15 protein-coding genes and 1 pseudogene are annotated in these 17806 nt (G+C 70.9%); 10 read left to right on the plus strand and 6 right to left on the minus strand.

Annotated elements, in window-relative coordinates; translation table 11 throughout:
* Positions 1-281 precede the first annotated feature (281 nt).
* The 3 genes from QH290_RS17410 to QH290_RS17420 all read left to right on the plus strand — a co-directional run bounded on the left by QH290_RS17410 (position 282) and on the right by QH290_RS17420 (position 3190).
* On the plus strand, positions 282-974 hold the full coding sequence (locus tag QH290_RS17410) for a putative protein N(5)-glutamine methyltransferase (protein WP_280384011.1): 693 nt from the start codon (positions 282-284) through the stop codon (positions 972-974).
* A 257-nt stretch (positions 975-1231) separates the two neighbouring features.
* A complete protein-coding gene (locus tag QH290_RS17415) occupies positions 1232-2050 on the plus strand; it encodes an SAM-dependent methyltransferase (protein WP_280383938.1) in 819 nt (272 codons plus the stop codon).
* Positions 2051-2071: 21 nt separating this feature from the next.
* Positions 2072-3190, plus strand: a complete 1119-nt coding sequence (locus QH290_RS17420; RefSeq protein ID WP_280383940.1) for a terpene synthase family protein — start codon at positions 2072-2074, stop codon at positions 3188-3190.
* Positions 3191-3340: 150 nt separating this feature from the next.
* Here QH290_RS17420 and QH290_RS17425 read toward each other — a convergent pair whose 3' ends face one another.
* Together QH290_RS17425 and mug are read right to left on the minus strand one after the other, a co-directional pair.
* Positions 3341-4600: an MFS transporter gene (locus QH290_RS17425; RefSeq protein ID WP_280383942.1), complete on the minus strand. Its 1260-nt coding sequence runs from the start codon at positions 4598-4600 to the stop codon at positions 3341-3343.
* Positions 4601-4652: 52 nt separating this feature from the next.
* Positions 4653-5230, minus strand: a pseudogene (gene mug / locus QH290_RS17430) (G/U mismatch-specific DNA glycosylase).
* Between the two features lie 85 nt (positions 5231-5315).
* Between mug and QH290_RS17435 the strand changes: the two are divergent.
* Both QH290_RS17435 and QH290_RS17440 read left to right on the plus strand, forming a co-directional pair.
* Positions 5316-6296, plus strand: coding sequence for a COX15/CtaA family protein (locus QH290_RS17435; RefSeq protein WP_280383944.1), 981 nt, complete (start codon positions 5316-5318; stop codon positions 6294-6296).
* 304 nt (positions 6297-6600) lie between these two features.
* Positions 6601-6813: an FmdB family zinc ribbon protein gene (locus tag QH290_RS17440; protein WP_280383945.1), complete on the plus strand. Its 213-nt coding sequence runs from the start codon at positions 6601-6603 to the stop codon at positions 6811-6813.
* A gap of 11 nt (positions 6814-6824) precedes the next feature.
* Here the strand turns inward: QH290_RS17440 and QH290_RS17445 are convergent, their stop codons facing one another.
* The gene (locus QH290_RS17445) at positions 6825-7601 is read right to left on the minus strand and encodes a transporter substrate-binding domain-containing protein (RefSeq protein WP_280269646.1); all 777 of its coding nucleotides are present in this window, start codon (positions 7599-7601) and stop codon (positions 6825-6827) included.
* A 75-nt stretch (positions 7602-7676) separates the two neighbouring features.
* Entirely contained in the window at positions 7677-8027 is a 351-nt protein-coding gene (locus QH290_RS17450) for a hypothetical protein (RefSeq protein ID WP_280269647.1), read from the minus strand.
* Between the two features lie 81 nt (positions 8028-8108).
* Here QH290_RS17450 and QH290_RS17455 point away from each other — a divergent pair, with 81 nt between their 5' ends.
* Complete coding sequence (locus QH290_RS17455; RefSeq protein ID WP_280269648.1) at positions 8109-9074, plus strand: quinone oxidoreductase family protein; 966 nt, start codon at positions 8109-8111, stop codon at positions 9072-9074.
* A 15-nt stretch (positions 9075-9089) separates the two neighbouring features.
* On the opposite strand, the gene QH290_RS17460 is transcribed toward QH290_RS17455, so the two are convergent.
* Complete coding sequence (locus tag QH290_RS17460) at positions 9090-9710, minus strand: TetR/AcrR family transcriptional regulator (protein ID WP_280269649.1); 621 nt, start codon at positions 9708-9710, stop codon at positions 9090-9092.
* An 83-nt stretch (positions 9711-9793) separates the two neighbouring features.
* Here QH290_RS17460 and QH290_RS17465 point away from each other — a divergent pair, with 83 nt between their 5' ends.
* Together QH290_RS17465 and QH290_RS17470 are read left to right on the plus strand one after the other, a co-directional pair.
* A complete protein-coding gene (locus tag QH290_RS17465) occupies positions 9794-11254 on the plus strand; it encodes an FAD-dependent monooxygenase (RefSeq protein ID WP_280383948.1) in 1461 nt (486 codons plus the stop codon).
* Between the two features lie 200 nt (positions 11255-11454).
* Positions 11455-12912: a hypothetical protein gene (locus QH290_RS17470; RefSeq protein WP_280383951.1), complete on the plus strand. Its 1458-nt coding sequence runs from the start codon at positions 11455-11457 to the stop codon at positions 12910-12912.
* A gap of 6 nt (positions 12913-12918) precedes the next feature.
* On the opposite strand, the gene QH290_RS17475 is transcribed toward QH290_RS17470, so the two are convergent.
* Positions 12919-13911 (minus strand): heme o synthase, encoded by a 993-nt coding sequence (locus tag QH290_RS17475; RefSeq protein WP_280261287.1) that lies wholly within the window; start codon positions 13909-13911, stop codon positions 12919-12921.
* Between the two features lie 557 nt (positions 13912-14468).
* On the opposite strand from QH290_RS17475, the gene tkt reads away from it, so the two are divergent.
* Complete coding sequence (gene tkt, locus QH290_RS17480) at positions 14469-16613, plus strand: transketolase (RefSeq protein WP_280383953.1); 2145 nt, start codon at positions 14469-14471, stop codon at positions 16611-16613.
* Between the two features lie 4 nt (positions 16614-16617).
* Positions 16618-17802 (plus strand): transaldolase, encoded by a 1185-nt coding sequence (gene tal / locus QH290_RS17485; protein ID WP_280261293.1) that lies wholly within the window; start codon positions 16618-16620, stop codon positions 17800-17802.
* Positions 17803-17806 lie beyond the last annotated feature (4 nt).

A 17806-nucleotide genomic window follows, 5' to 3' on the forward strand; every position in this document is an offset into this window, starting at 1 on the left:
CTTCTGCACCGCCGGTTCCGACGAGCCCACCAGCGCCGCCGCCCCCCCCCCCCCCCCCCCCCACCACCCCACCCCCCCCCCCCCCCCCCACCCCCCCCCCCCCCCCCCCCCCCCCCCCCCCCCCCCCCCCCCCCCCCCCCCCCCCGCGGGGTTGCCTACCCCCCCCCCCCCCCCCCCCCCCCCCCCCCCCCCCGCCCCCCCCCCCCCCCGGCCCGCGGTTTGCCCCCCCCCCCCGCCCGGCCCCCGCCCCCCCCCCCCCCCCCCCCCCCCCCACGGCGGAACTGGATTCCCTGGTGGCGCAGCGGATCTCGGGCATACCGCTGGAACATCTGCTGGGCTGGACCGACTTTCGCGGACTGCGGGTGGCGGTGGGGCCGGGCGTGTTCGTGCCGAGGCAGCGCACCGGATTCCTGGTCGAGCAGGCGGTGGACCGCGGCCGCCGCGGCGGTGCGCGGGTCGTGGTCGACCTGTGCTGTGGCTGCGGGGCGCTGGGCCTCGCGGTCGCCACGGAGCTGGCCGCGTACGGCATCGCCGTCGACCTCACCGCGAGCGATATCGAACCCGCGGCGGTGGCCTGTGCCCGGCGCAACCTCGAATCCCTGGGTGCCCGCGTCTGCCAGGGCGACCTGTTCGCACCGCTGCCCGCGGAGCTGACCGGGCGAATCGACCTCCTGCTCGCCAACACCCCCTACGTGCCTTCCCAGATGATCGGCCGTATGCCCCCGGAGGCGCGCGATCACGAGCCCCGCTCGGCCCTCGACGGCGGCTCCGACGGCCTCGATATCGTGCGCCGCGTCGCCGCCGGGGCGCCGGACCGGCTGGCGCCCGGCGGTCACGTGCTCGTCGAGGCCAGCGACGCGCAGGCGCCCCGCGCCGCGAAAATCTTCGCCCGGCACGGCCTCACGCCGACGATCGCCCACTGCGAGGAACTCGAGACGACCGTCGTGATCGGCACCCGGCTCGCCTCCGGCTGAGCCGGTCCGAGACACCTACCCCTCAGCCAGAATTCCAGCGCGCATTTTAGCGAACTCGGATCGAATGCGGAACGAAATTCGAATTCGAACCGCCCGGTAGAAATGCCGCGGCGGAGCGTGGTGGGGGTTGCGGTATAGTCGCCGTATCGCGAAAGCCTTTAGCAGACACTGGGATAGCCATGTATGCAGACAGGTGTGAGCGTCAGACGGCCGATGACGACGTGTCGCGATATTATGTGCGCAAAACGGCCGAGATCATGCACAAATACGGTCCCGGGCCACGCATCCACTTTCATGTCGGCCTATTTCCCGACGGGTCCGAGCCGCCCACGTCCAACGTGCCCGGACAGGTCCTGCAGCGACGGCTGCACGACTCTCAGGAAGAGGCGCTCACCCACGCGGCCGAGGTATGGGATGTGACCGGTCACCGGCCCGGCGACCTGCTCGACATCGGGTGCGGGGTGGGTGGTGGCTCGCTGTTCTGGGCGCAGGAGCACGACGCCGTCGTCACCGGTGTGACCGTCGCCGCCGACCATGTCGGCGTGATGCGGCAGCTGGTACGCCGTGCCGGGGCGCAGGGCCGGGTGTCGGTGCGGGCACAGGATGCTCACACGCTCACCGACCGCAATGCCTTCGATGCCGCCGTGGCGTTCGAAAGTTCCGGGTATATGAATCGAGCCCGGCTGTTCGAGGTCGTCGGCACCGCGTTGCGCCCCGGGGGCTGGTTCGGAATCCAGGAACATTTCCTGTCGCACCCGGACCGGGATAACGTCGCCGCCCTGCTGGACGGCTATTACAAAACCCGGCTCGGAGTCCTCGGGGAATACCTGTCCGCGGCCGCGGCGGCGGGATTCGTCCTCGAGGCCGACGAGGACGTCACCGCGCGCGTCACCGAATTCTGGATGCAGTCGGCGGCCTGGACGACCGCCGAACTCGCGGCGATCGACGACGGCCGGGCGTCCCCGATCCGGCGGGAGCGGCTGCTGCAGTCCTGCGTTTTCCACGGGCGGCTGTTCCGGCTCTGGCGGGACCACGCGGTGCAGACGCGTCAATTGCTGTTCCGCCTGCCCCGCTGAGAGTCCGAGGAGGAGGGCGCCGTGGCCGTTCACCGAACCGTGCACCCGAGTACCGCACAGCGATACTCGCTGCCGCCGTTCTACTGCCCGATACCACCGGTCCTGAACCCGAATCTCGCACGTGTGACCGAGCGCGCCTGGCGGTGGACCGAAAGGGTCGGCCTGTACCGCACCGACGCCGATCGTGAGTGGGGCCGGGCAACCCACAGCGGCGAGTGGGCGTGCCGCCTGATCCCGGAGCCGTCGGCCGAGGATGTGGCGGTGCTGTTCGCCCGGTGGAACTACTGGCTGTTCGCCGTCGACGATCTCCTCGATGAAGATGCGGTGGGCGACACGGCAACGACCGTATCGGCCGGGCACACCATCGAGTTCGCGTGGCGAATGATCCGCGGCATCGAACATCCGGGCGCTCGGCTCGACCGCCCCGGCGCCGACCTGGTACCCGCCACGCGCGCGGCCGTGAGCGCGGTGCAGTGGCAGCGGATCACCCGCGCGGTCCGGGACTGGATGCTGGCCGCCACCCTGGAGGCCGCCACCACCGAGCGGGCCGCCCTCCCGGCCCTCGACGACTATCTGGCGGTGTGCGCGGAGGGCAGCGGATTCCGCTTCTTCTTCGGCTGGATGGAGATCGGGGCGGGCGTCGAGGTGCCGCCGGAGCGGCTGTACGCGCCGGGCCCGCAGGCGCTCGCGCACCTGGCCGGGACCATCATCCGGATCGACAACGATCTGATGGGCTATCGGAAGGGCGACCATCTCGATCCACCGGCGCAGAACATCGCCAATATCCTTGTCCGCCACCGCGGCTGCGCGCTGCCGGATGCGATGGCCGAGGCGGCGGCGCTGCGCGACCGGCTGATGCTGCGCTTCCTCCAGCTCGCCGACCGGATCGGCGGATCGCCCGCCTGCGGCCCGGCGTTGCGGCGCTATATCGCCGGATTGGGCCACACCATTCGCGCGAACCTCGACTGGGGCAATACCGCGCCCCGGTACGCCAGCCCGCGAAATCATCACGCGCACCCCGACCCCACGGCGACCTGCGGGATCTCCGTCACCGATGCCGCACCCGCCCCGCCGACCGGCCCGCCGCGGGACGCGCCCGCGGTCGCCTGGTGGTGGGATCGGTCGCTGGACCGTCTCTAGCGGGCCGCCGGCGCCGAGAGGCGAAGCGGCTCATGTGCATCCGCCCCTCGGCGCCGGTTGTATCCGAGACAGTGCCCGGCAGGCCATGCGGCGACCACCGGGCACCATCCAGATATTCGGAGCAGCCACCGCGATGGATGCCTTCCGGCCTCATCGACCGGCCCGGCCGCCGAGCAGCGGCCGCGACAGCAGCGCCGTCGCCGCGGTGATCAGCAGCAGCACGATGATGTAGCCGGAGAACAGCGCCGGATGCGCGGCGAACTGTTGCTTCAGGGCGGGAGTGGTGCCGCCGAAGACCGCCGCGGTGATCGTGTACGGCAGCGCCATCACGGTCACGCGGTAGCGGGCCGGGGCGACCATGGCCGTGGCGCCGGGCAGGGTCGCGGCCAGCGTCACCACGCAGACCGACCCCACGATCATCAGCACCCAATACGTCGCGGGCGTAGCCGAATTCAGCAACATCTGCATCGGCAGGGTCGCCAGCGCCGAGGCCAGTGCCGCACCGGCGATCCAGCGCAGCGGGCCCACCCGGTCGGCCAAGGCCCCGAACACCGGCGCCGCCGCCATGTAGGCCAGCTGGGCGACCACGCCCGCCCACAACACCTGGGCGTCGGGCAATTTCAGCACCGAGATCGCATAGCTCGTCGGGGCGCTGACCCAGAGATAGTAGGACGACAGCGTGCCCGCGGTGATTCCCGCGACGGCCAGTGCGGGCGCGAGCAGTGCCCGCCAGTCGCGACGCCACCGCACCGGCCGCTCGGACGGCTCCCGGTCGAGGGTCTCGGGAATGGTGCGGCGGGCGAACAGGAATACCAGCGACAGCGCGGCGGCGGCGAGGAACGGGATCCGCCAGTATCCGTCGCGCAGCGCGTCCGCGCCCGCGCCGGTCACCAGCGCGGCCACGAACAGGTTGGCCGAGATCGTGCCGAGGCCGTAGAAGATCGAGTACACGCTCGTGCCGAGCATCCGGCGCCGCGGCGGCGCGGAGTCGTACATGTACGCCTGCGCGACCGCCTGCTCCCCGCCGAACGAGAAGCCCAGGACCAGCCGCCACACCAGCAGCAGGATCGGGGCCGCCGCGCCGATCGCCTCCCGGCCGGGTGTCAGCGCCATGCCCAGCGTCGCGACCCCGGCCAATCCGATCGACAGCACCAGCGCCGGCTTGCGGCCGCGCCGGTCCGCCAGCTGCCCCAGCACCAGCGCCCCGATCGGCCGGATCAGGAATCCGACGGCGAACAGGCCGAATCCGTACAGCACCGACTGCTGCAGGTCACCGCCGAAGAACTGTGGCGCGAAATAGGTCACCAGCAGCGCGTACAGCGACCATTCGTAGGCCTCGAGGGCGGCGCCCGCCGCGGCGGCGGTGATGCGATGGGCCGAGCGGGCGCGCGTGACGATCAATGTGTTCATGAGCGCGCCCACTTTAACACCGTTCAAGTTAGTTCCGTACCTGCACGTTCACCTACCGAGCGGACCGACCGGTGCACTCGACGGCTTCGCGCAGGGCCCGGAATTCCGCCGCCAGCGCATCCAGCGTGTAGTGCGCGTTCAGGCCGCTCGGATTCGGCAGCACCCACACCTCGGTGTCGCCGAGCGACTCCGGTTGGCGGCCGACGGTCGTGCGCGGACGGCCGAACGCGGTGCGGTAGGCCCCGATTCCGAGCACGGCGAGCACCCGGGGCCGGTACCGCGCCACCCGCTCGACCAGCGCCCGCCCACCCGCGCGCAGTTCCTCCGGCGTCAGCTCGTCGGCCTTCGCCGTGGTCCGCGGCGCGACATTGGTGATGCCCAACCCCACCGCAACAGCTCGTCCTGCTCGTCCGGCCGCACCGGCCGCGGGGTGAAGCCCGACCGGAACAGGGCGGGCCAGAACCGATTACCCGGCCGGGCGAAGTGATGCCCCGTCGCCCCCGACCACAGCCCCGGATTGATCCCGCAGAACAGCACCCGCAGCCCCGGGGCGATCACGTCGTCGATCGTCTTGTCCTGTGCGGCAGCCAGTTCGGCGGCCGTCGGTCGGGTGGACGGTGCCTTCGCCATGGCGTCAGTCTGCCCGAGCCCCGGCGCGATGCCCGAAACCACGGCCCACTACAAGCTGTAGTTGACGGTCGACTACCATCGGTGCGTGCTGTCTCGCGCATTCATGCGATTGGTCGATCTGCTGCCGCTGCCCTCGTTGCGGGTGCAGCGGATCATCGCGGCGGCGGTGATCCTGTCGCAGGCGGGGATCTCGGTCACCGGTGCGGTCGTCCGCGTGACCGCGTCCGGGCTGGGCTGCCCCACCTGGCCGCAGTGCTTCCCGGGGAGTTTCACGCCGGTGGCGCACGCCGAGGTGCCGGTGCTGCATCAGGTCGTCGAATTCTCCAACCGCCTGCTGACCTTCGCGGTCACGCTGTGCGCGGCGCTGGTGGTGCTGGCCGTGCTGCGCGCCCGGCGGCGACGCGAGGTGGTGATCTACGCGTGGCTGATGCCCGGCGGCACCGTGGTGCAGGCGGTGATCGGCGGCATCACGGTGCGCACCGGGCTGCTCTGGTGGACCGTCGCGGTGCATCTGCTGGCGTCGATGGTGATGGTGTGGCTGGCGGTGCAGCTGTTCGCCAAGATCGGCGAACCCGACGACGGTGTCGAGGTGACGCAGGTGCCCGCGCCCCTGCGGTGGCTGACGGTGCTGAGCGCAATCGCGTTGTCCGGCACGCTGATTGCCGGGACGCTCGTCACCGGCGCCGGGCCGCACGCCGGGGACAAGAGCATCGAGCGGCAGGTCACGCGGCTCGAGGCGGAGATCGTGCCGCTGGTCCACCTGCACGCCGACCTGCTGATCGCCTATCTCGCGCTGCTGGTCGGCCTGGCGTTCGGCCTGGCCGCGGTCGGCATGACGCGCGCGATCCGCCTGCGCCTGATCGTGGTCATCGCACTGGTGTGCGCGCAGGGCACCGTCGGCGTGGTCCAGTACTTCACCGACGTCCCCGCGGCGCTGGTGGCCGTTCACGTCGGCGGCGCCGCCGCCTGCACCGCCGCCACCGCCGCCCTGTGGGCGGCCATGCGCGGCCGCGAGCAGGTCGGGGCGTCGAACAACACCTCGACCGTCGCACGCGCCTCCTCCTGAATGGGTCGCGATCGGCTCCGGGCGTCCGGCGCGTGCCGAAGTTGGCGCGTTCGCACCGAGATTGGCGTATTCCGCTCTCCCCCAGCGGTATCGCGGCGGGGACACTGAACACGGCTGCCGCGACCGGGTGTGGTCGCCCAGCCAGGGGTTGTCTCACAGCACGCCCGCGGCTCGCCATCCCCGCGAGCGGCTGTGCGACGTGGGTTGGTGCGCGGTAGGTGAGTTTCGGGTGTTTTGCCGCGCCCACCCCTGCACTTCGATCACGGTCCTTGGCCCGCCGCGTGCCCCGCGCGATAATCCCTCCATGCCGACCTACGCGTACCGCTGCCGTGAATGCACCGACACGTTCGAACTCGTGCGCCCGATGAGCCGGTCCGCCGATCCCGCGCCCTGCCCGGGCGGGCACACCGACACCGTCAAGCTGCTCAACGCGATCGCGCTGACCGGATCGGCGGGCGGCGCCGCGGCCGCGCCCGCCCCGGCCTCCGGTGGGTGCTGCGGCGGCTGCTGCGGCTGACCCTCCCGCACTCAGGCGGTGGCGTTCGGGCCGATCCAGGCGTCGAACAGGCGATCCACGCCACCGGTGGCCAGCTGCGCGGCCAGCCATCCGTTGACCTGGGCGGCGAGCAGCGGGTCCTGCTTGCGCAGCAGGAACACCTTGCCGAAGGAGTCGAACGGCCGGTCCGGGTGCAGCACCGTCAGATCCGGATGCGTGCGCACGCGGTAGCGGCCCTCCACCGAATCCGTGGCGAAGACGTCGGCGCGCCCGGCGGCGATCTCGTCGAAGATCGTGACATTGTCCGGCCACAGGGTGAGCTGCGCGTCCGGGAAGTTCTTGCGCGCGAACTCCTCGTTGGTCCCGCCGCGGTTGACGATCACCCGGACCTCGGGCCGGTTGATCTGCTCGACGGTGGCGTACCTGTCCGCATCGGCCGTGCGCGTGATGGGGGCCTTGCCGTCGGTGCCGTAGGTGATCGAGAAGTCGGAGAAGGCGCGCCGCGCCGGCGAATCCGAGATGCCGCCGACGGCGATATCGCAGTTCAGGGCGCCGAAATCGGTCTTCAACCCGGTCCAGGTGGTCGGCACGAACTGGATCGGGCGGCGCAGCACATCGGCCAGGCCGCGGGCCAGATCGATATCCACGCCCCGGAATCCGCCCGTGCCGTCGCTCACCGAATACGGCGGGTAGTCACCGGTCGTGCACACCCGCAGGGCGGCCGGACCCTGGGCACTCGCCGGAACGGCCACGGCCACAAGAGAAATCACACCGGCCACCACCGCGGCCGCGATATGTCGAACTCGCATACTTCCCACTGCTCATGCGCGCCTCGGCGCCGCGGCGCCCTGGAGGCACGACGCTAGCAGACCGGCCGCGCGGGCTCAGCGCTCGTTGCGCGCCTTCGGAAAGCGGGTCTGGTGGGCGACCCAACCGGCCATCTTCGCCCAGTGCCCCTTCGCCGGGGTGACGATCGAGGTCAGCTCGCGGTCCCAGTGTTCGGTCTCCGACAGCCCGTTCACGGTCTCCACCAGCGCCTTCGCCGAGGCCAGATCGTCGACGACGCGGTCGCCGAGCACGCCGTCGGAGCCGACCAGGGTGACCCGGACGCCCGCGCGGCCGATGGGCTGCAGCACGGCGGTGGCGGAACCTCCGTGTTCGGCGACGAACTCCTTCACCGAGTCGATCACGGAGGGCGACAGCTTCGTCGGTGCTGCGGTGGCGGTTTCGCTCATGATCGCGAGTTTACCGTCCAGTAGGTTCCGGTCCACCGCCCGGCGGGAATGATCACAGCGCGGCGGGTGTAGAACGTTGTCATGCGCGCGATTCAGGTTTCCGAGCACGGTGGACCCGAGGTCCTGCGGTCGGTCGAGGTTCCGCAGCCGCAGGCCGGGCCCGGCCGGGTGCTGGTCGATACGGAGGCGATCGGCGTCAACTTCATCGACACCTACATCCGCACCGGGGTCTATCCGCAGGATGTGCCGTATGTGCCTGGCTCGGAGGGCACCGGCGTGGTGTCGGCCGTCGGTCCGGACGTGACCGAATTCGCGGTCGGCGACCGGGTCGCGTGGGCCGCGGCGCCAGGCAGCTATGCCGAACGGGTCTCGGTCCCGGCCGCCGTGGCGGTGCCGGTTCCCGCCGGTGTCGAGGCCCCGGTCGCGGCGTCGGCGCTGCTGCAGGGCATGACGGCGCACTACCTGATCGAATCCGTCTACAAGCCGGAGCCCGGCGAGACGGTGCTGGTGCATGCCGGTGCCGGTGGCGTCGGCCTGCTGCTGACCCAGCTCGCCACCGCGCGCGGTGTCCGGGTGATCACGACGGTGTCCACGGATGAGAAGGAGGCGCTGTCGCGGGACGCCGGTGCCGCCGAGGTGCTGCGCTACGGCGACGACCTGGCGCGGCAGGTGCGCAAGCTGACCGACGACGCCGGGGTCGCGGCGGTCTACGACGGCGTCGGCCGGGCCACCTTCGACGCCAGCGTCGACTCGCTGCGCGTGCGCGGCATGCTCGCGCTGTTCGGGGCGGCCAGCGGCCCGGTGCCGCCGGTGGACCCGCAGCGCCTCAACCGCGGCGGTTCGCTGTTCCTGACCCGCCCGACGCTCGCCCACTACACCCGCGACCGCGCCGAATTGCTGTGGCGCGCAGGCGATATCTTCAACGCCATCGCCGCGGGAACCCTCCGCGTCCGCATCGGCGCGACCTATCCCCTCGCCCGGGCCGAGCAGGCGCACCGAGACCTGGAGGGCCGCAAGACGACCGGTTCGATCGTCCTGCTGCCCTGAGCGGGCGGGCGACGGTCAGAAGTCCCGGCCGGTGAGACCGCGGTAGACGAAACGCGTCAGCCCGTCGACGGCTTGGTCATCGGTCAGCTCGACCGTGCCCTGCTCGACCGCCTCGAGCAGGGCGTGCAGGGTCAGGAACATCATGGCGAGGCTGGCGTCCGGGGTGCTCGGCAGGCGCATCCCGGCGGCGGGGAATCGGTCGAGGTGATCGGCGATCTCCGCGCGCTGCTCGGCCGTGAACCGGGCCGTCAGCGCCGCGAAGTCGTCGCTGACCAGGGCGGCCTGATCCACGGCGCGTAACACCGGCCAGTTGCGGCGGGCGAAGGTCCAGTACTGCTCGACATGGAAGCGGACGGCCCGCGGGTCGGTGAAGTCCGGGTTGTGCGCCTGCTCCTCGGCCGCCGTATCCCCTTCCGCGGCAAAGTCTTCCAGCAGGGCCTGCAGCAGCTCCTGTTTCCCGGCGAAGTGGTTGTAGAACGAGCCCGCCGCGCGGCCCGCCGCCGCGGTGATATCGGTGATCTTCGTATTCAGGTAGCCCCGCTCGGCGAACAGCCGCCGCGCCGCATCCTTGAGCGCCTGCTCGGTCTCCGCCGCCTTCTCCCTGCGGCTCCCCGGCTCCGCGCGACTCGTGGGCATCACCACCTCCTTGACGGCGGACCTTATCAACCTCGATACTGAATCTATCTTCACTGAATTCAGATTCATTATAGGAGGCCGCTGTGTCACCGCAGGTATTGATCGCCGGTGCCGGTCCGACGGGGCTCACGCTCGCCATCGATCTGGCCCGTCGCGGCGTCGAGGTCCGCATCGCCGACCGGGCGGCGGAGTTCTTCGCCGGCTCCCGCGGTGACGGCATCCAGCCGCGCACCCTGGAGGTGTTCGACGATCTGGGCGTGCTCGAGGCGATAATCGCCGCGGGCTCGCCACCGGCACCGCTGCGGGTACACCTGGGCGGGCAGTTCGTCACCGAACGCCGGATGTCCGAGCCGCGGGAGCCGACTCCCGCTGTGCCGTACCCGAATCCGTGGGTGCTCGGGCAGTCCGATACCGAGGCGATACTGCGAGAGCGGCTCGCCGAGTTCGGGGTGCGCGTCGAATCATCCACGGAGCTGGCCGATTTCACGCAGGACGCCGCCGTGGTGACCGCCACCCTGGTCGGTCCGAACGGCCCCGAGACGGTGCGGGCCGACTATCTCGTCGGCGCGGACGGCGGGCGGAGCACGGTCCGCAAGACTCTCGGAATCCCGTTCGAGGGCACCACCGACGAGTCGATCCGGATGCTGCTCGGTGACGTGCGCGCCGATGCGCTCGACCACGAGTACGGCTACTGGTTCGCCGAACCGGATGCGCCGATGGAGGGAATCGCCCTGATGCCCTTGCCCGGTGGGCGACTGTTCCAGTTCGCGGCACCACTGGCCGCCGACACCGAACCGACGCGCGCCGTGCTGCAGGGCTACGTCGACCGGCTGACCCGGCGCACCGACATCACGCTCGCCGAGCCCGCGTGGTCGACCGTCTGGCGACCGAATATCCGGCTGGCGCAACGCTTCCGGGACGGCCGGGTGTTCCTGGCCGGAGATGCCGCGCACGTGCACCCGCCGACCGGCGGGCAGGGCATGAACACCGGCATCCAGGATGCCTACAATCTCGGCTGGAAGCTCGCGGCCGCGCTCCGGTCGGCCGCACCACTCGACGACAGGTACCCCGACGGCGAGGCACTGCTCGACAGCTACGACACCGAACGCCGCACCGTGGCCGCGCGCGTGCTCGGAATCAGTACCGATCTCCTCGAAAAGCACAGGGACGGAGACGAAGACGCCATGCGGCGCGGCGCGGAGACCCAGCAGCTCGACATCACCTATCGCACGCCGGGGGCGACCGGTCCGCTGCTCGCCGGTGACCGGGCACCCGACGCGCCCCTGCGCCGGGCGGACGGCGGCACGCTGCGCCTGTTCGATGTGTTCCGCGGGCCGCATGCCACCCTGCTGTGCTTCGGCACCCCCGCCGCGGCCGAAACCGGTGGCGTCCGGGCATATTCGATCATCCCGCCGGATCGGGCCCCGGCCGACGGCGAGCTCGTCGCCGTCGCGGGTCACGCGTTCGCCGACTATGCGGCCGAGCCGGGTACGCGGGTGATGGTGCGGCCGGACGGCCACCTGGCCTGGCGTATCGACACCTGAGCACGCGAGAGTCGCCGAGGCTGGGCGCGGCCGTCGTGCCGGAGCGCCCGGTCACGGCGTCGGTAAAAGACGGTCGACCGGTACATACCGGACCGCCCCGAAGGACATGCACCGTGCGGCCGCGTCCCGAGGCGCGTTGTCCCCGGGATCACCGACACCGCCCGTAAAAATCGCCACCCGCTCGCACGGTGACTGCGCCGATGCTGGATGATCTGTGCTGCTGCGCAAGCCGATTCGTCCGGTTCGCCGTACCCTCGGACGGTGATCGGACGCCGCGCGCGGCCGAACGACTACGCATCGATCAGGGGTTGATCAAGATGTTGGTGAAGGTCCGCAACGACGACCCGTCGCGGCTGTCCAGTACCGAACGGACGGTGGTGAACTGGTTGAAGTCGTGGACCGGTGCGCACGCGCTGTCCGGGATCGCGGTGGTGAAGGCGCACGGCGCCGACCTGATCGTGTGGACCCCCACGACCTGTGTCGTGGTCGTGGTCAAGGGCTTCACCGAGCGCATGAACGGCGCGCTCCACGCCGCCGATACCGGGCCGTGGACGGTCGACGGCCACATCGCCCCGCTCGAGGGCGTGCAGGACGGTACCGAGCCGATGACCGAGGTCCGGGCCCACACGGCCGAGATCGTGCAGTTGCTGCGCGGCGCGCCGGGGCGCGAGCATGTCGCGGTCATGGGCATCGTGCTGGTGATCCCGCAGCTCGGCACCCGGGTCAGCCTGGAGAAGGGGCACCTGCCGGAGGGGCTGGACGTCGTGGTCGGCGACGGACCGTCCTCGCTGCGGGCCTATTTCACCCGCATCGCGGGCGGCGGCGACGAAACGGGCGCGGCCACGGCGGGTTCGGGCGATCCGGCCACATGGGATGCGGCCCAGGTGAGTCAGGCGCTCGGGGCCCTCGGATTCGCGGCCGCCGCGACCTATTCCGATCTGACCGCCGAGGGCTTCCCGCCGCCGCGCGGCGACCGCGCCACGTCGCATCCGGCCGAACCGGCGGCTCCGGCTCCGGCCGTGGCGCCGATTCCGCCGGTGACCTCCGTCCCGCCCGGGGCTCCGCCCGCTACGCCACCGGGGTCGGGCGCACCGATACCGCCCCCGCCCGGCGGCCCGGCCCCGATTCCGGTGCCGGGCGGCGCCGCCGCCGCGCCCCGGCCGCAGGCACGCCGCGAATCCGCGCCCCCGAGTTCCGGATACGCCCAGCCCGCCGCGAGCTACCGCGACCCCCAGCGTGAATCCTCCTCCGCCGCATCGGGTTACGCGTCCCCGCCGCGGCAATTCGGCTCCACGCCATCGGATTACGGCTCCTCGCAGCGCCCGTACGCGTCAGCCACCCCGAGTTACGGATCGGCGCCGCAGTCCTATTCCTCCCCCGCCCAGCCGTATTCGGTCCCTTTCGAGCCGCGCCCGCCCAAACCGATGCGCCCGCGCGGCCGCGGCTTCGTCCCGCTCGTCCTGCTGGCTCTGCTGGTCCTCGTCCTCGCCGTCGCCGCCTTCTGCACCGCCGGTTCCGACGAGCCCACCAGCCCCGCCCCCGCCCCACTCACCACCACAACAACCATCCCCCACACCACCACCCCAGACCCCACCGTCCCCCCGGAAACCCCCGGCCCCGCCTGCTTCCCCCTCCAACCCGACTGCCCGGCGGAGTAGGGAGGTTCAGCCGAAGAGGGTGGTGCCGATGGTGTGCCAGCCCAGGACCGAGTCGACGGCCAGGCCGCAGAACACGACGGCGAGGTAGTTGTTGGACTGCAGGAACAGGCGCAGCGGCTTGACCGATTCGCCGCGGCGCACACCGGAATACAGCTGGTGGGCCATCAGCAGGAACCACGCACCGGCGGCGATCGCGACCGCCGCGTACACCACGCCGGTGGCGGGGATCAGCGCCAGCGTGGCGGCGACCGTGAGCCAGGTGTAGATGACGATCTGCTTGGTCACGGCCTGTTCGGTGGCGACCACGGGCAGCATCGGCACGCCCGCCGCGCGGTAGTCCTCCTTGTAGCGCATGGCCAGCGCCCAGGTGTGCGGCGGCGTCCAGAAGAAGATGACCAGGAACAGCACGATGGCGGGCCACCCGATCGTCCCGGTGACCGCCGACCAGCCGACCAGCGCCGGCATACATCCGGCCGCACCGCCCCACACCACGTTCTGCGAGGTGCGGCGCTTGAGGCCCAGCGTGTAGACGAAGACGTAGAACAGGATCGTCGCCACCACCAGCAGCCCCGACAGCAGATTCGCCTGCCACCACAGCCACGCGAACGACCCCGCGCCCAGCACCACCCCGAACACGAACGCGTTGCGCGTGGGCACCGCGTCGCGCGCCAGCGGCCGCTTCGAGGTCCGCTTCATCACCTTGTCGATATCGGCATCGGCGACGCAGTTCAGCGTGTTCGCGCTGGCGGCCCCCATCCAGCCGCCGAACAGCGTGGCGAGGATCAGGCGAATGTCGATATGTCCGCGATCGGCCAGCAGCATCGTCGGAATCGTGGCGACCAGCAGCAGTTCGATGACGCGAGGCTTGGTCAGCGCGATATAGGCCAGCACGCGGCGCGTCAGCGCCGACAGCGGACCGGTGCCGGTCACACGGTCGGCCAGCGCCGTCGCGGAGGAGCCATGTGCCTCGCCTGGCGCAGTCGGCGTAGCCGTCCTCATCCTGCGCACGGCCGGAGCGAATGCGGAGGTACGCCCACCCGGCTGTTGCCCAATCCGCACTGTCTCTCCTCGCAGGTGGTGCATCGATCCGGTCTCGGGAATGAGCAGCGCACCGCGCGTCGTCCACATTCCCACGAGAGCTCGTCCAGGGCCCGGGCCGGTGCGGCGCTGCAACTACTACAGGCGATGGTAGACCTAGGCGGGTTGTGGCCCAGCACCCACCCGCCGCGAATCAGCCCGTGCCGCAGGGTTCGTCTGCGATCGTCCGACCTCGGAATGCCGAGCCGACACGCCGCGACACACCGGGCTTTCCCATACCGCGGCCGGATCCCTCCGAGTAACGGTCCGGCTGCGACTGCCGCGCGATCTCCGATCCCGGTCACGAACCCACGACACGGGCCCGTCGTTGCCGGGTTCCCGCGTGCGGGGATTTGGTCGGCCTCTAGGGTGGGGGTACACCCGGTGCGCGGTCCGAGACAGCCATGCATCACTCCGCCCGCCGGCACCCAGCCGCCGTAGTCCGCACAGTTGACGAGAAGGTCAGGAGAACCTCGGTCGTGTCAGTCACAGACGACATCCGCGCCCTCACCCAGCCGAACCACCCGGTCGACTGGACCGATCTGGACACCAGAGCCGTCGACACCATCCGCGTGCTCGCCGCGGACGCGGTGCAGACCGCGGGCAACGGGCACCCGGGCACCGCGATGAGCCTGGCGCCGCTGGCGTACACCCTCTACCAGCGGGTCATGAACTACGACCCCGCCGACCCGGACTGGGTGGGCCGCGACCGCTTCGTGCTGTCGTGCGGCCACTCCAGCCTCACCCAGTACATCCAGCTCTACCTCGCCGGTATCGGCCTGGAACTCGACGACCTGAAGAACCTGCGCAAGTGGGGCTCGCTGACCCCCGGCCATCCGGAGTTCCGGCACACCCCGGGCGTCGAGATCACCACCGGCCCGCTCGGCCAGGGCCTGGCCTCGGCGGTCGGCATGGCGATGGCGGCGCGGCGTGAGCGCGGTTTGTTCGACCCGGCGGCGGCGCAGGGCACGAGCCCGTTCGACCACTACATCTACGTGATCGCCTCCGACGGTGACATCGAGGAGGGCGTGACCTCCGAGGCATCCTCGCTGGCGGGCACCCAGCAGCTGGGCAACCTGGTCGTCATCTACGACGACAACAAGATCTCCATCGAGGACGACACCACCATCGCACTGACCGAGGACACCGCCGAGCGCTACCGCTCCTACGGCTGGCACGTGCAGGTCGTGGAGGGCGGCGAGGATGTCGTCGCCATCGAGAAGGCGATCGGCGAGGCGCAGGCGGTGACCGACAAGCCGTCGTTCATCCTGCTGCGCACCATCATCGGCTATCCGGCCCCGAACAAGATGAACACCGGTGCCGCCCACGGCGCCGCGCTCGGCGCCGAGGAGGTGGCCGGGACCAAGAAGGCGCTGGGCTTCGATCCCGATCAGTCCTTCGCCGTCGACGCCGCGGTCATCGACCACACCCGCCGCAACGCCGCCGACCGCGCCAAGGCCGCCCGCGCGTCCTGGCAGGAGCAGTTCGACGCGTGGGCGCAGGCCAACCCGGACAACAAGGCGCTGTTCGATCGTCTGCGGGCGCGCAAGCTGCCGGAGGACTGGGCCGACAAGCTGCCGTCCTACGACGCGGACCCGAGCGGTGTCGCCACCCGCAAGGCCTCGGGCAAGGTACTCGCGGCGCTGGCACCGGTGCTGCCGGAACTGTGGGGCGGCTCGGCCGACCTCGCCGAATCCAACAACACCACCATGCCCGACGTCCCGAGCTTCGGCCCGGAGTCGATCTCCACCGGCATGTGGAAGGCCCAGCCCTACGGCCGCACCCTGCATTTCGGCGTCCGCGAGCACGCCATGGGCGCGATCCTCAACGGCATCGCGCTGCACGGCCCGACCCGGCCCTACGGCGGCACATTCCTGGTGTTCTCCGACTACATGCGCCCCGCGGTGCGCCTGGCAGCGCTGATGCGGGTCCCGGCGATCTACGTGTGGACCCACGATTCGATCGGCCTCGGCGAGGACGGCCCGACCCACCAGCCGATCGAGCATCTGGCCGCACTGCGCGCCATCCCGGGCCTGAACGTGGTGCGGCCCGGCGACGCCAACGAGACCGTGCACGCCTGGCGCGCGGTGCTGGAGCTGGAGAGCGGCGACCATCACTCGCCGTTCGCGGTCTCCGAGACCCCGCACATCGACGGCCCGTCGGCGCTGGCCCTCACCCGCCAGAACCTGCCCGTCCTGGAGGGCACGAACTACGAGGGCGTCCGCAAGGGCGGCTACATCCTGGCCGAATCCTCCACCGGCACACCGCAGGTGATCCTGATCGCCACCGGCTCGGAGCTGCAGCTCGCGGTGCAGGCCCGGACTACCCTGGAGGCGCAGGGCGTTGGAACGCGTGTGGTTTCGATGCCATGCGTGGAGTGGTTCGACGCGCAGGACCAGGCCTATCGCGACGAGGTGCTGCCGCCGGCGGTCCGCGCCCGCGTGACCGTCGAGGCCGGGATCTCGATGCCGTGGTACCGGTTCGCCGGTGCCGACGGCCAGATCGTGTCGATCGAGCACTTCGGTGCCTCGGCCGACTACAAGACCCTGTTCCGCGAGTTCGGCCTCACCGCCGACGCCGTGGTCGAGGCCGCTCAGCGCTCGCTCGACAAGGTGAAGGGATAAGCGAATGGCACAGAACTCTACCCACCCCGCCGGCTCCGCAAGCTCCGCCGGCTCACCGTCCCCCCAGAACGAGAATCTCGCCGCACTGTCCGCAGCGGGGGTGTCGGTGTGGCTCGACGATCTGTCGCGGGACCGCATCCGGTCCGGCAACCTCGCCGAACTCATCGCGACCCGCAGCGTTGTCGGCGTGACGACCAACCCGACCATCTTCCAGGGCGCCCTGAGCAAGGGCCACGCCTACGACGAGCAGGTCAAGGAGCTGGCCGCGCGCGGCGCCGACGTCGAATCCGCGATCCGCACGATCACCACCGACGATGTCCGGGCCGCCTGCGACGTGTTCGCCGAGACGTTCGAGGCGTCCGGCGGCGTGGACGGCCGGGTGTCGATCGAGGTCGACCCGCGACTGGCCTTCGACACCGACAAGACCGTCGCGCAGGCGGTCGAGCTGTGGAAGATCGTCGACCGGCCCAACCTGTTCATCAAGATCCCCGCGACCGAGGAGGGCCTGCCCGCGATCACGAAGGTGATCGCGGAGGGCATCAGCGTGAACGTGACGCTGATCTTCTCGGTGGCCCGCTACCGCAGCGTGATGGGCGCCTACCTGGACGGCCTGCGCAACGCCAAGATCGCGGGACACGATCTGGCCCGGATCCATTCCGTCGCTTCGTTCTTCGTCTCCCGCGTGGATACCGAGATCGACAAGCGGCTCGAGGCGCTGGGCACGCCGGAGGCGCTGGCGCTGCGCGGTCGGGCCGGAATCGCCAACGCGCGCTTGGCCTATGCCGAATACCAGGACGTCTTCGACGGCGGCAAGCACACCTCCACCTTCGCGCACCTGTCCTCGTCGGGCGGGAACCGGCAGCGGCCGCTGTGGGCGTCGACGGGTGTGAAGAATCCCGACTACTCCGACACCATGTACATCACCGAGCTGGTGGCGCCCAATACGGTGAACACGTTGCCGGAGAAGACGCTCGAGGCCTACGCCGACCACGGTGAGCTGCGCGGCGACACCGTCTCCGGCACCGCGGCCGCCGCGCAGGAGGTCTTCGACAAGCTCACCGCCGTCGGCATCGATCTCGACGACGTCTTCCGCGTGCTCGAGCGCGAGGGCGTCGACAAGTTCGAGAAGTCGTGGGAGGAACTGCTGTCCGCGACCGCCACCGAGCTCCAGAGCACCGGGGGCCAGTAACCGC

Source organism: Nocardia wallacei (genome assembly GCF_029869545.1).
Lineage (GTDB): Bacteria > Actinomycetota > Actinomycetes > Mycobacteriales > Mycobacteriaceae > Nocardia > Nocardia wallacei_A.

Excerpts from the sequence above, each read along its gene's own strand:
- QH290_RS17470 (WP_280383951.1), top strand. The coding sequence starts at position 11,455 with ATGCTGGATGATCTGTGCTGCTGCGCAAGCCGATTCGTCCGGTTCGCC.
- QH290_RS17460 (WP_280269649.1), bottom strand. The coding sequence starts at position 9,710 with ATGCCCACGAGTCGCGCGGAGCCGGGGAGCCGCAGGGAGAAGGCGGCG.
- QH290_RS17445 (WP_280269646.1), bottom strand. The coding sequence starts at position 7,601 with ATGCGAGTTCGACATATCGCGGCCGCGGTGGTGGCCGGTGTGATTTCT.
- QH290_RS17450 (WP_280269647.1), bottom strand. The coding sequence starts at position 8,027 with ATGAGCGAAACCGCCACCGCAGCACCGACGAAGCTGTCGCCCTCCGTG.
- QH290_RS17455 (WP_280269648.1), top strand. The coding sequence starts at position 8,109 with ATGCGCGCGATTCAGGTTTCCGAGCACGGTGGACCCGAGGTCCTGCGG.
- QH290_RS17415 (WP_280383938.1), top strand. The coding sequence starts at position 1,232 with ATGCACAAATACGGTCCCGGGCCACGCATCCACTTTCATGTCGGCCTA.
- QH290_RS17440 (WP_280383945.1), top strand. The coding sequence starts at position 6,601 with ATGCCGACCTACGCGTACCGCTGCCGTGAATGCACCGACACGTTCGAA.
- tal (WP_280261293.1), top strand. The coding sequence starts at position 16,618 with ATGGCACAGAACTCTACCCACCCCGCCGGCTCCGCAAGCTCCGCCGGC.
- QH290_RS17425 (WP_280383942.1), bottom strand. The coding sequence starts at position 4,600 with ATGAACACATTGATCGTCACGCGCGCCCGCTCGGCCCATCGCATCACC.
- QH290_RS17475 (WP_280261287.1), bottom strand. The coding sequence starts at position 13,911 with ATGAGGACGGCTACGCCGACTGCGCCAGGCGAGGCACATGGCTCCTCC.